At 56.6% G+C, this 14,378-nt stretch carries 15 protein-coding genes; 6 read left to right on the top strand and 9 right to left on the bottom strand.

What is annotated here, in order from left to right; all coding sequences use genetic code 11:
- Window positions 1–21 precede the first annotated feature (21 nt).
- Window positions 22–1,587, bottom strand: a complete 1,566-nt coding sequence (gene murJ / locus MRK42_RS18305; protein WP_042025857.1) for a murein biosynthesis integral membrane protein MurJ — start codon at window positions 1,585–1,587, stop codon at window positions 22–24.
- A 191-nt stretch (window positions 1,588–1,778) separates the two neighbouring features.
- Here murJ and rpsT point away from each other — a divergent pair, with 191 nt between their 5' ends.
- Window positions 1,779–2,042, top strand: a complete 264-nt coding sequence (gene rpsT / locus MRK42_RS18310; protein WP_042025858.1) for a 30S ribosomal protein S20 — start codon at window positions 1,779–1,781, stop codon at window positions 2,040–2,042.
- Between the two features lie 49 nt (window positions 2,043–2,091).
- Here the strand turns inward: rpsT and MRK42_RS18315 are convergent, their stop codons facing one another.
- From MRK42_RS18315 to MRK42_RS18335, 5 genes are all read right to left on the bottom strand, one after another.
- The gene (locus MRK42_RS18315) at window positions 2,092–2,394 is read right to left on the bottom strand and encodes a metalloregulator ArsR/SmtB family transcription factor (RefSeq protein ID WP_026457879.1); all 303 of its coding nucleotides are present in this window, start codon (window positions 2,392–2,394) and stop codon (window positions 2,092–2,094) included.
- A 48-nt stretch (window positions 2,395–2,442) separates the two neighbouring features.
- On the bottom strand, window positions 2,443–3,375 hold the full coding sequence (gene nhaR / locus MRK42_RS18320) for a transcriptional activator NhaR (RefSeq protein ID WP_042025859.1): 933 nt from the start codon (window positions 3,373–3,375) through the stop codon (window positions 2,443–2,445).
- Window positions 3,362–3,766, bottom strand: a complete 405-nt coding sequence (locus tag MRK42_RS18325) for a hypothetical protein (RefSeq protein WP_354688465.1) — start codon at window positions 3,764–3,766, stop codon at window positions 3,362–3,364. The genes nhaR and MRK42_RS18325 overlap by 14 nt, the downstream gene beginning before the upstream one ends.
- Window positions 3,763–4,953 carry a Na+/H+ antiporter NhaA gene (nhaA, locus tag MRK42_RS18330; RefSeq protein WP_026456084.1) on the bottom strand — a complete coding sequence of 397 codons (1,191 nt, stop codon included), beginning with the start codon at window positions 4,951–4,953 and terminating at the stop codon, window positions 3,763–3,765. Before nhaA ends, MRK42_RS18325 begins: the two co-directional genes overlap by 4 nt.
- 468 nt (window positions 4,954–5,421) lie before the next feature.
- Window positions 5,422–6,003 carry a YjaG family protein gene (locus tag MRK42_RS18335; RefSeq protein WP_354688466.1) on the bottom strand — a complete coding sequence of 194 codons (582 nt, stop codon included), beginning with the start codon at window positions 6,001–6,003 and terminating at the stop codon, window positions 5,422–5,424.
- A gap of 163 nt (window positions 6,004–6,166) precedes the next feature.
- Between MRK42_RS18335 and MRK42_RS18340 the strand changes: the two genes are divergently transcribed.
- On the top strand, window positions 6,167–7,111 hold the full coding sequence (locus tag MRK42_RS18340) for a D-2-hydroxyacid dehydrogenase (protein WP_354688467.1): 945 nt from the start codon (window positions 6,167–6,169) through the stop codon (window positions 7,109–7,111).
- Window positions 7,112–7,186: 75 nt separating this feature from the next.
- Here the strand turns inward: MRK42_RS18340 and mepM are convergent, their stop codons facing one another.
- Window positions 7,187–8,524 carry a murein DD-endopeptidase MepM gene (mepM, locus tag MRK42_RS18345; RefSeq protein ID WP_354688468.1) on the bottom strand — a complete coding sequence of 446 codons (1,338 nt, stop codon included), beginning with the start codon at window positions 8,522–8,524 and terminating at the stop codon, window positions 7,187–7,189.
- A gap of 260 nt (window positions 8,525–8,784) precedes the next feature.
- On the opposite strand from mepM, the gene MRK42_RS18350 reads away from it, so the two are divergent.
- Window positions 8,785–10,083, top strand: coding sequence for a LapD/MoxY N-terminal periplasmic domain-containing protein (locus MRK42_RS18350; RefSeq protein ID WP_354688469.1), 1,299 nt, complete (start codon window positions 8,785–8,787; stop codon window positions 10,081–10,083).
- Window positions 10,080–11,009: a TAXI family TRAP transporter solute-binding subunit gene (locus MRK42_RS18355; RefSeq protein WP_354688470.1), complete on the top strand. Its 930-nt coding sequence runs from the start codon at window positions 10,080–10,082 to the stop codon at window positions 11,007–11,009. Before MRK42_RS18350 ends, MRK42_RS18355 begins: the two co-directional genes overlap by 4 nt.
- Here MRK42_RS18355 and MRK42_RS18360 read toward each other — a convergent pair.
- Complete coding sequence (locus MRK42_RS18360) at window positions 11,004–11,678, bottom strand: transglutaminase-like cysteine peptidase (protein WP_042071052.1); 675 nt, start codon at window positions 11,676–11,678, stop codon at window positions 11,004–11,006. The two genes, MRK42_RS18355 and MRK42_RS18360, sit on opposite strands and share 6 nt — an antisense overlap.
- Before the next feature lie 73 nt (window positions 11,679–11,751).
- A complete protein-coding gene (znuA, locus tag MRK42_RS18365) occupies window positions 11,752–12,666 on the bottom strand; it encodes a zinc ABC transporter substrate-binding protein ZnuA (RefSeq protein ID WP_354688471.1) in 915 nt (304 codons plus the stop codon).
- Between the two features lie 95 nt (window positions 12,667–12,761).
- Between znuA and znuC the strand changes: the two genes are divergently transcribed.
- On the top strand, window positions 12,762–13,526 hold the full coding sequence (znuC, locus tag MRK42_RS18370) for a zinc ABC transporter ATP-binding protein ZnuC (protein ID WP_026456078.1): 765 nt from the start codon (window positions 12,762–12,764) through the stop codon (window positions 13,524–13,526).
- 21 nt (window positions 13,527–13,547) lie between these two features.
- Complete coding sequence (znuB, locus tag MRK42_RS18375; RefSeq protein ID WP_201979686.1) at window positions 13,548–14,327, top strand: zinc ABC transporter permease subunit ZnuB; 780 nt, start codon at window positions 13,548–13,550, stop codon at window positions 14,325–14,327.
- Window positions 14,328–14,378: the final 51 nt, after the last annotated feature.

A 14,378-nucleotide genomic window follows, 5' to 3' on the forward strand; every position in this document is an offset into this window, starting at 1 on the left:
TATATCAGGCAGCAATCAGGATCAGCCCTCATGCCCCGATTTCAGGTGTCTTGGCCGAATTCCCAGCGCCAACAGCGCCACCGCATAGATGGCAGCCCCCAGGGAGAGCAACATGGCCAGTTCCAGGGTGGCCTTGCCCATGCCCCAGGCGCCCCACTGGGCCAGATCCGGCGACAGATAAGCCAGCACGCCCCCCATCAACAAGGTCGCCACCAGCAATTTGAGACAGAACACGCCGGTCTGGCGGGATGGACGGTAGACGCTCTGCTGATACAACCCCTTGAACAGCAAGGCCGCGTTCAGGGTGCCGGAGCAAGCGGTGGCCAGCGCCAACCCCACATAACCCAGGGGATAAATAAAGATGAGGTTGCACACCATGTTGGCCACCATGGCCATGATGCCGATGCGAACCGGGGTCTTGGTGTCCTGGCGGGCGTAGTAACCGGGCGCCAGCACCTTGATCAACATCAGCGACAGCAGGCCTGTGGTGGAAGCCAGCAGACTCGCGCTGGACATGCTCACCTCGTGCAGCCCGAATTCGCCGCGCATGAACAGTACCCGCAGTATGGGCTCACGCATCACCGCGATCCCCACCATGGCGGGCAAGCCGAGCAGTACCACCATCCGCACTCCCCAATCCATGGTGCGGGAGAAATCGGCCGGGTCGGCATCCACATGTTTCTTCGACAGAGCTGGCAGGATCACTGTGCTGATGGCCACTGCAAACAGGCCGAGAGGGAATTCCAGCAGGCGATCAGAATAGTAGAGGTAGCTGATGGCACCGGTAGCCAGGAAAGAAGCCAGCATGGTGTTGATCAGCAGGTTGATCTGGCTGACCGAGACGCCGAACAACGCCGGGATCATCAGGGTGCGGATTTTCACTACACCGGGGTGATGCCATCCCCACTTGGGCCAGACCAGCATGTTGATTTGCCGTAAAAATGGGAACTGGAATAAAAATTGAACCAAACCGCCCAAAAATACCCCTATCGCCAGCGAGAGCTCGGGCTTCTCCATCATGGGCGCTATCCACCAGGCGGCCGCAATCATGGTGATGTTGAGAAATACTGGGGTAAACGACGAGACGGCAAAACGGCCGAAGGTATTGAGAATGGCCCCCGCCATGGCGGTAAAGGTGATGAACCAGAGATAGGGGAAGGTTATCTTGAGCATCAGACTGGCCAGCTCGAACTTCTCGGCGGCAGGTCCACCATGCAGCCAGTCCCAGAACCAGCCCCAGCCAAAGATGGCGGTCAGTACGCCCGATCCCACCACGCCGAGCAGGGTCACCACGGTAACTATTCCCCCCAGGGTGCCCGCTACGGCGGCCAGCAACTCGCGCACCTCCCGCTCGTCACCGTTTTTTTTGTATTCCGTCATCACGGGGACAAATGCCTGGTTGAAAGCCCCTTCGGCGAACAGGCGGCGCAGAAAATTGGGAATGCGATTGGCGAAGAAGAAGACGTCGGCAGCCACCCCGGCACCGAGCAGATTCGCGATGACCACATCGCGGATCAGCCCCATCACACGGGATGCCAACGTCATTCCGGACACTATCATGCCGGATTTGATCAATTTCTTACTCAAGACGGGGCCTCTGGAACTGTCAGAATGAAAAGAATGCTGCTAGAATCGGCCGACAGTTTAACCGTCTCCCATCTGACACACCACCGGGGGGCGGTGTTTATTTGCACAAATCATTTGACAATATGTGGTTGGGAAGGCATATTTCTGGGCCTTTTCAATACACTCGCTAAGACAGTTTTAGGAGTTTTACCTTGGCTAACATCAAATCTGCTAAGAAGCGCGCGATTCAGGCAGAAAAACGCCGTCAGCACAACGCCAGCCGTCGTTCCATGACCCGTACCTACCTGAAAAAAGTAATTGCTGCCATCGCCTCTGGCGATAAAGCTGCTGCTGTTGCTGCTTTCGCTGTTGCTCAGCCGATCATGGATCGCATGGCGACCAAAGGCCTGATCCACAAGAACAAAGCTGCTCGTCACAAGAGCCGCCTGTCTGCCCAGATCAAAGCTATGGCTTAATCAGCTCACGCTGATCAAAGCTGAAAAAACCGGCCATTGTGCCGGTTTTTTATTTCTCTTCGCTGCAGTAGAGTCGATGCAGCAAACTGATCACCTCGCGCACCTCATGGCTGCGCAGCGAATAAAAGACCGTCTGGGCCTCTTTTCTGGTCGTAACCAATTCATCCCGCCGCAACAAAGCCAGGTGCTGTGACAGGGCAGACTGACTCAGCCCCAACCGCTCGTTAAGCTCCCCGACCGACAGCTCTCGCTCCAATAGCTGGCACAGGATAAACAGCCTGCGTTCATTGGCCAGCGCCTTGAGAAGCGCCACCGCCTGACCGGCTTTGGCTTCCATCTCTTCCAGTTGCATCACATTTCTCCTCTGCCAGTCGGCGATGATACGTGGTGACGAGCCGTTTTAAAATGACAGGGTGGCAGGCTGGATCGCCGAGAAGTTCTCCTGCCCGGCAAACAGGGAGGTGAAATCACTCTCGCATACCCGTTTGACTGCGGGGTGCTGGATCATCCGCTCGGCGAAGATGACGTAGTACTCCTCCGTCAAATCCTGGGTTTCCCCCAGCAACATCACCTCTTCCCCCTCCAGGATCTCCTCCCGGTAGATGGTGGGAGCCATGAAGATACCCTGATTGAAGAAACCAAATGCCTTCATCAGGGCCGCATCGTCAAACTCACCCAGGATACTCGGCGATACCCCCTGCTGTTCGAACCACTGGGTCAGTTGACGCCCCATGGCGGTACGGCGTCCGGGAATAAGCAGCTTGCGCTCCTCCAGACAGGCCGGGAAAGGTTTCTCGGGTAACGGCGCCTTGCAGAAGAAGCTGACACCACAGCCCCCGAGCCGCTTGGAGAGCAACCCCGCATGCTGGCTGGAATCCACCGGACAATCGGAGAGGATCATGTCGAGCTTGTGTTCGCTGAGTTGTTCCAGCAAGAGTTCGTGGGTCGATTCGAAACAGCGCAGATGAATGGAGCCATCGTTGGGGATGACAGATAGCAGCACCCGGCTGGCAAGGCGTTTGGAGAGGGCATCGGCGATACCGACGTCAAACAGGATCTGGCTCTCCTTGCGATAGTTGACGATATCCAGCATCTCGTAGGAGAGGCTGAACATCTTGTCGGCATAACGAAAAACCAGTTGGCCAAGTTCGGTCGCTTCGAGGGAACGTCCCTTGCGCTTGAGCAGTTTGCCACCCAGGCGCTGCTCCAGCAGCTTGATCTGGCCGGTCACGGTTTGTGGTGTCAAAAAAAGGGCTTCCGCTGCCTGGGTAACGGAGCCCTTCTTTTGAGTCATCCAGAAATAATAGAGGTGGTTGTAGTTAAGGTGTGACATCCGATGGGGTTACCGCTTTTCGCGGGCTCCGGTAGCAGCTGAGTTCAACCGCCAGAATGTCATACATGTCGCTGACCGAGTCAACCTTGTTCAAGGTAAACTGCTCCATCAAGCTGGCCTTGAGGCGATCTTTATCCGGCTGGCGATCACCACAATAACGCTTGTTGGTGTGCTTGAGCCGCTCCCCCGCCCGGCTGCTCAAGGCCCGCTCATAGAAAGTTTCTCCGAAACGAGCCTTGGCCTGCTTGTCACCGAGCAGTAGGGCACTGTCCACTACTCCGTTCAGGTAGGTAGAACAGCTGGTCGAGGCTGCGTCCCGCTTGCACTCTTCCAGACCATCAGCCCAGACAAGGGGGCTGGCCAGCAACAGTAACAACCATGGTGTTTTCATAATCCCTCCGCATTTTGATCTCCCTCCCCCTTGGGAAGAGACAACCGCAGTGCCAGATAGCCAACCAGCGCTGCCATGGTGGAACCCGCCAGGATCCCGAGACGGGAGTAACTGCCATAATCCATCCCGCCATGCTCGAAGGCCAGCGATGCGATAAACATCGACATGGTAAAACCGATACCACAGAGAATGCTGACCGCAAAAATCTGCTTGAAATTGACTCCATTCGGCAACTGGGCGATCCCCAGCTTGACCGACAACCAGCTGATGGTAAACACCCCGAGCGGCTTGCCAACAAACAATCCCAGCATGATCCCCATGGGCACCGGGCTCATCAGGGAGGAGAGACCAATCCCCTCCAGCGAGACCCCGGCATTAGCAAAGGCAAACAGCGGCAGGATCAGGAAGGCGGACCAAGGGTGCAGCGCATGCTCCAGATGCTTGAGCGGCGACGCATAACGCTTGCCATTGAGCGGGATCATGAAGCCCACCACCACACCAGCCAAAGTCGCATGAACACCGGACTTGAGCACGGCCACCCAAAGTACCAGACCCACCACCATGTAGAGGCTAATCCTGTCCTCGCCACGGCGGTTCATCCAGAACAGGATCAGGGTCGCCATGATGCCTACCGCCAGCGCTGCCAACGACAGCTGTTGGGTATAGAAGAGCGCAATGATGATGATGACACCCAAGTCATCCATGATCGCCAGCGCCAGCAGGAACACTTTCAGGCTCACCGGCACTCGCTTGCCCAGCAGCGCCATCACGCCAAGGGCAAATGCAATATCGGTAGCGGCAGGGATCGCCCAGCCTGCACGGGCTACTTCGTCCGAATAGTTGAAGAAGGCATAGATGAGGGCCGGAGCCAGCATGCCGCCTACGGCCGCAATGGCCGGGAAGGTCGCCTGCACACGGGACGAGAGCGCACCTTCCAGCATTTCGCGTTTGACTTCCAGCCCAACCAGCAGGAAGAAGATCGCCATCAAGCCATCGTTGATCCAGAGCAGCAGCGGCTTGTTGATGTCAAGGGCGGAGATACGTACCTGTACCTGGGTATCGAGGAATGCCTGATACCCACCAGCCAATCCTGTGTTGGCCAATACCATTGCCAGCAATGCCGCCATGATCAGAATAATCCCGGAGGCAGCCTCCAGTTTCAGAAACTTCTTGATTACGTCACTCATGGTTAAAAAGTCCACAGTATTGCTTTTGTTTGAGTCTATAACGCGTAACAACTGATGGAAAATCGTTTCTTGTTGCTCAATACAACGGGAATACCGAAACGAAAAACGAAGGCGCACAATTTCCATGCGCCTTTTCCATCCCCATTCACTACCGATAACCTAGTCATTAAAATGAATTTCCAGTTATTTTCATGAATAAACTCCACTCTGGTTGGTACTGCTCCATCCAGGTTGTCACAGGCTTGCTCAAAGGCCCCATGAGCCGTCGTCGGAGTAGTTGAGTCATGTTCATCCTGGTGCGTTGGAAATCTTCGCAAGCAACAACATATGACGCGCCAGTCACCCCTCCCCCCTGACTTAAGGCTATACCCTGAGGCGGTAAATAAAAACTCGATAAAAAAAGCCAGTCAGGAGAATGACTGGCTTTTTGATTGAGTGACGAAGGTGTCACCTCGAACTAAAGAGAGATTACTCTTCCAGGCTGATGCCTATGTTGGAAACGCCCCCCTGGGAGGCAAACTTCTTGATGGCAAGGATGCGATCACTGTCGCGCTCGTGAGCAACCCGCTTGAGTAGTTCAACCTGAAACTCCAGCTCGGCCTCCATGTATTCGTGCTCGTAGAGCTCCTCTTCGCTCAGCTCGCGCTCTTCCAGCATATCGATAAAGCCGGCCACTGTACCAACCGAGGCATGGCTGGCGTCATTGGCCTCTTCCCCCACCCGGCAAATGACAGAGTTGTAGGCACAACCCAGCGCCACACAGGCATCCAGCGCCGGGTAGGCACCGTAAGATTCAAACTTGCGGGGATCCGGAATGTGCGACTCGAAATCTTCGAGTATTGTCCCCAGATTGACCCGGGATCCCTTGACGGTGAGGTAGTTCCACATCTGGTCCAGCGCATGCCGGAAAGAAGCGGCATTGCCAAAACCGGAGGCCTGGCTGAACAGGGCATAGTTGGGGTACATGCGCTCTGCCAGCGCCAGGGTGTAGACGGTCTGCTGCCAAGGCTGTAGCTCGGCCAGTCGCTTATAAAACTTGTCACCAAACACTGGAGTCGGATCCTTTGCAAAATGTGGGGCAGATTGTAGCCCACACAGGACGTGGCGAAAACGAAAATGCGCCCTGGTCGGCTATGTTGCAACATCAACTCGGGTAAGATGAGGGCAAGGGCGACATCTCGTTGCGCCGCGAATTCTGATAAGGAACAAGAGTATGAGCCAACGCACCCTTCTTTTGCTCAGCCAGGATAATGCTCACTACGAACGTCTGCTCAAGGCCGCCAACCTCCCTCACCTGCGCATTCTGCGGGCAGACAATCAGGCCGATGCGGAAAAACTGATCGGCGAAGCCCATATCCTCATGGCGGAACCGGCCCGCGCCAAACCCCTGATCACCAAAGCCCGCAAGCTGACCTGGTTGCAATCCACCTATGCGGGGGTCGACGTCTTGCTGGAGGCGGGTAGCCGTCGAGATTACCAGCTCACCAATGTACGCGACATCTTCGGACCACTGATGAGCGAATATGTGTTCGGTCATCTGCTCAGCCTGATGCGTCAACTGCCGCTCTACCGGGAGCAACAGAAGCAACGCCTGTGGCAGAGCCACCCCTATCAGGGTCTCAAGGGGCGCACCATGCTGATCCTGGGTACCGGCAGCATTGGCCAGCATATCGCCCATACCGGCAAACACTTTGGTATGAAGGTGCTCGGTATCAGCCGATCCGGGCGGGAACGAGCCGGATTTGAACAGGTCTATCAGCTCCCTGCCCTGAACAAGCTGCTGGCCCAGGCCGATGTCATCGTCAGCGTGCTGCCTGCCACGCGGGAAACTCGCCATCTCTTCAATGCGGCCCGTTTCGAACACTGCAAGCCGGGGGCCATTTTGTTCAATGTGGGGCGTGGCAGCGCAGTCCACTCCGATGATCTGCTTAATGCCCTGCGCACCGGCAAGCTGGCCATGGCGGTACTGGATGTGTTCGAGCAAGAGCCCCTGCCGGCTGACAGCCCGCTTTGGGGGCAGCCCAATCTGATCGTGACCCCGCACAACGGCGCCTACAGTTTCCCGGAAGATGTGGCCCAGATCTTCGTGCGCAACTATATCCGCTTCATCGACGGTCAACCGCTGGAGGGCAAGATCGATTTCGACAAGGGTTACTGATCCGGCCCCACCTCCCAATGAAAAAGGCCCCGCCTGTGTGGCGGGGCCTTTTTATTGCGTCAGCAAGAGACGATATCAACTCGCCTCCAGCTCCTTGCGATAACTCTTCACCTGCGCCAGGAACTGACGACGTTCCTTGCCACTGAGCGCTTCGGCCATCGGCAACTTGGCTGTCATGGCATTGACCGGACGGTTGTTGATGCGCAGCTCGTAGTGCAGGTGGGCACCGGTAGAGCGGCCGGTATTGCCCGACAGGCCAATCTTGTCGCCCATCTTCACCCGTTGGCCCGGCTTGACCAGCAGCTTGCTCAGGTGCAGATAGCGGGTCGCCAGGGTTCGTCCATGTTTGATGACGATATAGGTGCCCGCCAACGGGTGACTGGTCGCCTTCTGGACGACGCCATCACCGGTTGCCAGCACTGGCGTCCCTATCGGCAAAGCAAAGTCGGTGCCTTCATGGGGACGGATAGCCCCCGTCACAGGGTGTTTGCGCGCCGGGTTGAAGTTGGAGCTGATCCGGTAACGGCTGTGGGTGGGATAACGGCGGAAACCGCGCTCCAGACTGCTGCCCTCACCATCGTAATAGTTGCCATCTCCGGCAAGCCAGGCCGATACCGTCTTGCCCTGACTGGTCACTTCGACTCCCAGCAGCTGGCTGTTGCCCGTGCCCTTGCCTTCAACCGTCTCCTGACGCACCAGCACCTTGAATTTGTCGCCCTTTTTCAAGTCCTTGGCAAAGTTGAGCCGCCATTGAAACAGGTTTGCAATCTTCTGGATGTGGTTGGCAGGAATGCCGGCATTACGGGCACTGACATAGAAGCTGCCGTTGATCACTCCGTTGTAGCGTTGTGGCTGCCACTCCACTTTCTCGTTGAGCATGGAGGAGGTGTAGGCATCATCGCTGCGCGACATTACCAGCGTTTGCTTGATGTTCAGACGGATCTTGAGTTGCTGCAGTATGTTGTCCTGATCGATCAGCAGCTCGATATTTTGCCCGGGTTTGAGACGAGCCAGATAGTTCTTGTTGTCAGCATCCAGCACCTTGTAAAGGGTGGTGGTAGAGAGTCCCAGATTGTTAAAGATCGCCGTCAGATTCTCACCACTGCGGACCTGATAATCCTGCCATTGTGGGGTGGTATCGACCGGGATGTCATCTTCGGGTGTGCTCGGCTCAACCAGCTCGTGATCCGGGATTTCGTTGAAGTCGGTGTTGTTTTCGTTGGTTGCCGTACCGGCAGTATCAATTGGCAACTCAAGGCGCAACGGCCGTTCCAGGATATCGCCTGGTGCCGGGAGCAATGCGACGGCTGAAAGGGTCATGGCAGTCAGCATTACCATGGCATAAAAGTGTTTGCGGGGAACCGGTGGTTCCCAGTTGGCAGCCTGCGCGACCAAGGGACGGAGACGTTTCATCCGCTATCCTGTGTTTAGATCTAAATAGTGTGAGTTGCGATGTCAGTTGTGACAAAACCGTATAAAACTGATTTTTGGACAAATAAAGATACAAAAAGTTCATCGCAATCTGCATGAACCTCACATTTTATGCATAACCTTCCCTTATGGGCAGAAATGATCGCCTTTTTTAACGATTTTTTCTTATTTTTAAGAACTGGGTCAGACTCGATTCGGAACAAGGTACATAAATGTTGCAATAACTTTTCCATGGAGTGGATATGTCGCTAGCCAAATTGTTAAACAGAATGATTTTTGTTCTGTTTCTAATCGGTGCCGTTCTGCTGCTTCTGCTTGAGATCACGACCGTCCGCCAATCCATCATCGACCAGATGTCGGCCAATCTGGAGACGGCGATTACCGCCCTGGGTCTGGTACTGCAGGGCACCCTGCTCAACGATGACAAGGTACTGGCCGAAACCATCGTCAATGCCATGTTCGATGGCGGTTTTGTCAGCGCTGTGACCCTGGTTGATCCCGATGGCCAAATACTGCTCAACAAGGTATTTCAATCCTCCCAGCAGAATGTGCCGTCCTGGCTCCCTTCGGTCATTGACATGCCACCTGTCAGGAGCGAACAAGAGCTGACCGATGGTTGGCGCATACTGGGCACACTGACGCTGGAAGGACACAGTGGTTATGCCTATCAGCATCTGTGGAATGCCATCAGCCGCACCGGCTTTGCCTTGCTGGCAGGGCTGCTGGTTTTTACCCTGGCGATCTCCTGGGCCTGCAAGCGACTGCTGCGACCACTGACAGATATCAACCTGCAACTTGGCCGGCTTCGCAAGCATCAGTACAACAACACCTTGTCCACCCCCTGGCTGCACGATCTCAGAGAAGTGGCATCCTCCATCAATCAACTGATCTCGGAACGAAAACGGGATCTGCTGCAACAACGCCTCAAGATCACCCAACTGGGTAAACAGCTTCCAATGACACCTCACGTTCCGTTGCATGGAATGGTTTCACAAGCTAGAGGAGGCTATCTGCAAACATTTTTCTCGACCCAGGGAGAGATCCCCCTCTATCAACGATTCCTGCCTGAGCAAACAGTGTCAGCCGACAGTGAGCTCGCTGTTATCGAAGCGGCTCTGGCGCCATGGCTACAACAAAACGTCGAGGGCATCTCTTTGCCGCTTTCCCTGCTCAACCATCCACAATGGCCGGAAATAGCCTCCTTGCTGACCCAGGGCCGTGGCAAGACACTGGATTGGCGCTGGGATCTCCCCGCCTTTCCGAATCAAGGGCAGTCCCTCCTGCTCTCACTGCAAGAGCAGGGGGTTGAACTCGCTTTCAGCGCCATTCCTCTCAATGCGGACACCCTCAATCAACTCGATCCTCTCAATCCCGTGTTTATCTGCTGCCAGATAACAGAGGCTCCTCTTTACTGGCATCTGGTCTCGCAAACCATGCATGCAGCCGGTTACACCCTGTTGGCCGAGGCGGGCGAGCTGGCTGACGTGGACAAGTTGCGCAGTTGGGGGATCGACGGATATGCCAGGGAGGTTCAATCATGAGAAGGATAAGCCTATTATTGGCCCTGCTTTGGCAACCGGCTGCCACGGCAGCCTCCGTCACCATTGGCACCGGGGGTGAACAGGGGATATACCATCAAATCATGGGGGAATTTTGTCGCCTGGCTCCGCAGTTGAACTGCCAGTTGCAAGCCACCTCCGGCTCACTGGAGAACTTGCAGCGCCTGAAGAGCAGCGACGTCTCTTACGCCATGGTGCAGTCAGACTGGCTCTACCAGGCCAGCCAGGGCGCAGGCCCTTTCACCGGCAGGCCACAACCCGAGTTACGAGCCTTGTTCGCCACTCATGCCGAGCCTTTTACCATAGTGATACGCGCCGATGGCGATATCACCAAACTGGAGCAGCTCAAAGTTGCCCCCATCGACATGGGGCTGAAAAACTCCGGTACCCGCCAAACCGCCCTGGCTCTGTTCAACCTGCTGGGAATAAAAGAGCAGGATCTCGACCTCAAGAGCATGGCCAACCTGCCCGAGTCCCTGTGCAGCAAACAGATAGATGCCTTCGCCGTCGTCATGGGCCATCCGAACCGCCATGTACTCAATGCCGCCAAACGCTGCGCCATTAGTTTCTTGCCGGTAGATGGAGAGCTCAGGGAACAACTGATCAAAGACGTCAAATACTACCAGCGCAGTCAAATACCAGCCCGCATCTATCCGGGCAATCTCAAGCCGACTCCGACCTTCGCCATCGCCGCCACTCTGGTCACCAATGCCACTATGCCGGAAGAGGCTGTTTACCAGCTGACCAAGGCCATGGTGGACCAGCAAACCAGATTCAATGAACAGACCTATGGCTATGCCAATATGTTTTATCGGGCCCGCAACAAGACGGGTCCTGTGCTGAGCATTGAACAACACCCCGGTGCGGCGCGTTATTTTGCCGAGTTGAAAGCGGCCGGGAAACTATAACTGACGGCGTGGCGTGCGCAGATGTTCGCTGGAGAAGCGGGTCTTCATGGCAGTCCACTGCGCCAGCCTGTCTGCGCTCCCCGCCAGGGTTCCCTCCCGACGGGACTTCATGATCCAGATGCTTTTGGCATCGAAGCTGTAGACGGGAATAAGATCGGTGCGCTTGCTGCCTGGCAGGATCCGGCTGTTGATATTGTCGAGCACTAGCGGGTCTGATTTGGGGGTCGGAAAATAAAGCGTCACCATGTGAAACTGGTTGTATCTCACCGCCTTGACGTAGGCCAACCGCAACTTCCCCTCCGCTACCCCCAGCTCCATGAGTGTGTAGTATTTGGAAATGCTGTAGTCCTCACAGTCTCCACCGCGGGCGCCGATAAATTCCAGCGGATTGGCCCAGTAATCCTCCATCCCCCACAGCTTGGGATCATCGCTGTAGGTCAGATTGTTGAAGTAATTGTTCACCAGCTCGAGCTTTTGCTGATCCGTGGTGCCAGCCCGCGGCGCAAGCAGGCGGGAGAATGCCTCGGCCCGCTGGATCGCCCTGCCGCCATACACTTCCTGCAATTTGGCCTGCAATTCGGGGCTGGCGATATAGTCGGAGAGACGAGAGGCCTGCACGCTGTTCCCCAAAAGGACCAACGCACAGGCAGGGATGAGCCACCATTTCATACCGGACACTCCATGCCAGATGCTGGAGGTCAGTATAGTCGGCGGGCCAAGCGCTATCGCGACAAGGACAGGCTTAACGGCACTGGGCGAAGGCATCTGCCAATTGCTGCATGAACTGGGGATAGCCATCCGGACCGAGCGGCACCTGCTCGCCCACTTCGTCCAGCAGCAATACCCTGGCCCCGGTATTGCGGGCCACCGACTCTATAACGGCGGGGGAGAACTGCGGTTCGGCATAGATGCAACTGGCCTGCTTCTCTTCCAGCGCCTTGCGGATTTCCACCAGCGTTCTGGCTCCCGGGCGGCGTTCCGGACTCACTGTGAAGTGACCCTTCGAACTCATGCCGTAGTGGCGCTCCCAGTAGCCATAGGCTTCATGGAACACGAAATATCCCTTCTGGTTCACCGCCTTCATCTGTTCAGCAATGATCTTGTCTTTGGCATCGACCTTGGCATCAAAGGCGGCGAGATTGGCCTCATAACGAGACTTATTGGCCGGATCCTGCTTGCCAAGCTCGACGGCGATGGCGCGAGCGATGACCTTGGCCTGGGTCGGTCCCAGCCAGAGGTGGGGATCGATGCCCTCGTGGTGATGTCCCTCATGGCCATCGTGGTCATGACCTTCATGTTCTTCATCTGCGTGCTCTTCATGCCCCTCCCGCCTGGCGTAGTCAAACAGCGGCATGCCCTCGACCTGTGTCAGGGTCAACACATGAGGATGGTTGGCCAGTGGTTTGGCCATGAAGCCTTCCAGTTCAGGACCGACCCACACCACCAGATCGGCGCCATTGATGCTGCGAATATCGGAAGGACGCAGGGAGAAATCATGAGGAGACGCGCCGGTTGGCAGCAAAACCTTGGGCTCGCTCACGCCGTCAGTAATGGCGGCGGCGATAAAACCGAGGGGCTTGATGGTAGTCAGTACCTCGAGGGCACGAACGGGCAAACTCACTGCCAGCAGGGCAGTGATCAGGGCAAGAATTCGCATTGGGGGTCTCGTCAGCAGGTGTCAGTGTGATAATATAACAAACCAATATTTTTGTTATATTATAACTCTCACTGGCTGTAAACCCCGGAGTTGTCATGACCCAACTGGTGGAGCTGAAAGAGGTCAGTCTGTCGTTCGATGGACGCTCTGTGCTCGACAAGGTCTCCTTTACCCTCAATAAAGGCAAAATTACCACCCTGGTCGGCCCCAACGGGGCGGGCAAGAGCACCCTGAGCAAACTGGTGTTGGGCCTGCTCACCCCGGATTCCGGCGAGATCAACCGTAGCCGTGATTTACGGGTCGGTTATGTCCCCCAGCGCCTCTATCTCGATCCCACCTTGCCGCTGACGGTTCGCCGCTTCCTGCAACTGGGCAAAAACAGTCGCCTCTCCATCGAGGAGGCACTGGGCCGGGTCGGCGCCCAGGAGTTGCTGGACAACCGGATGCAGAAACTCTCAGGCGGCGAGATGCAGCGGGTGCTGCTGGCCCGCGCCCTGCTGGTCAAACCCGAGCTGCTGGTGCTTGACGAACCGGTGCAGGGTGTCGACATCAACGGCCAGATCGAGCTCTATGCCCTCATCGGTCAACTGGCCGCCGAGCTCAACTGCGCCGTGCTGATGGTCTCCCACGACCTGCACCTGGTGATGGCCAGCACCCACGAGGTGATCTGCCTCAATCGCCACGTCTGCTGCCATGGCGAGCCGGAAAGCGTGGCGCGCCACCCCGAATTTGCCCGTCTGTTCGGGCGGCCCGAGCAGGAGGTACTGGCGGTCTACACCCACCATCACCACTGCGATGGCGAACACCATCATCATGAACCGCAGGCTCCCGTCATTCGCCTGCCCTCTCGCAACAAATAGCGCAAGCAATAGGACCTTCAAGTGGACAGCTTTCTGTTATACGCCCTCGCGGCAGGTCTCGGCATCGCTCTGCTGGCCGGCCCCCTCGGCAGCTTCGTGGTATGGCGCAAGATGGCCTATTTCGGCGACACCCTCTCCCACGCCTGCCTGTTCGGTATCGCGCTGGGTATCCTGCTGCAGGTGGATCTCACTCTGGCGGTGGTGGTCTGCTGCCTCGCCATGGCCATGCTGCTGGTGATCATGAGCCGCAACCAGCAGGTGGCCACCGACACCCTGCTCGGCATCCTGGCCCACAGCGCCCTGTCGCTGGGTCTGGTTACCTTGAGCTTCATGGACAACGTGCGGGTCGATCTCATGGCCTACCTGTTCGGTGACCTGCTCTCGGTACAGCCGATGGACCTGCTCTGGATCTATGGTGGCGGCGCCCTGGTGTTGCTCACCCTGTGGCGATTGTGGGATCCCCTGCTCTCCATGACCATCTCGGAGGAGCTGGCGCGGGTTGAAGGGATCCGGGTAGATGTGCTGCGCTGCGTGCTGATGCTACTGATTGGCCTGGTGATCGCCGTGGCGATGAAATTTGTCGGAGCGCTGATCATCACTTCGCTCTTGATCATTCCCGCTGCCACCGCTCGCCGCTTCAGCCAGACGCCGGAGCAGATGGCCGGCTTTGCCGCACTGATCGGCTGCCTGGCGGTACTGGGCGGCCTCACCCTCTCTTGGTATCAGGACACTCCGGCCGGTCCATCGGTCGTCGTCTGCGCTACCAGCCTCTTTATCCTGAGCCAGTTCAAACGCGCTTAAACATCGTGCCTTCTGATAGCGGTGGACTCTCCACCGCTATCAGGACTCGCC

The organism is Aeromonas sp. 19NY04SH05-1, from assembly GCF_040581895.1.
In the GTDB taxonomy this organism is placed as follows: domain Bacteria; phylum Pseudomonadota; class Gammaproteobacteria; order Enterobacterales; family Aeromonadaceae; genus Aeromonas; species Aeromonas enteropelogenes.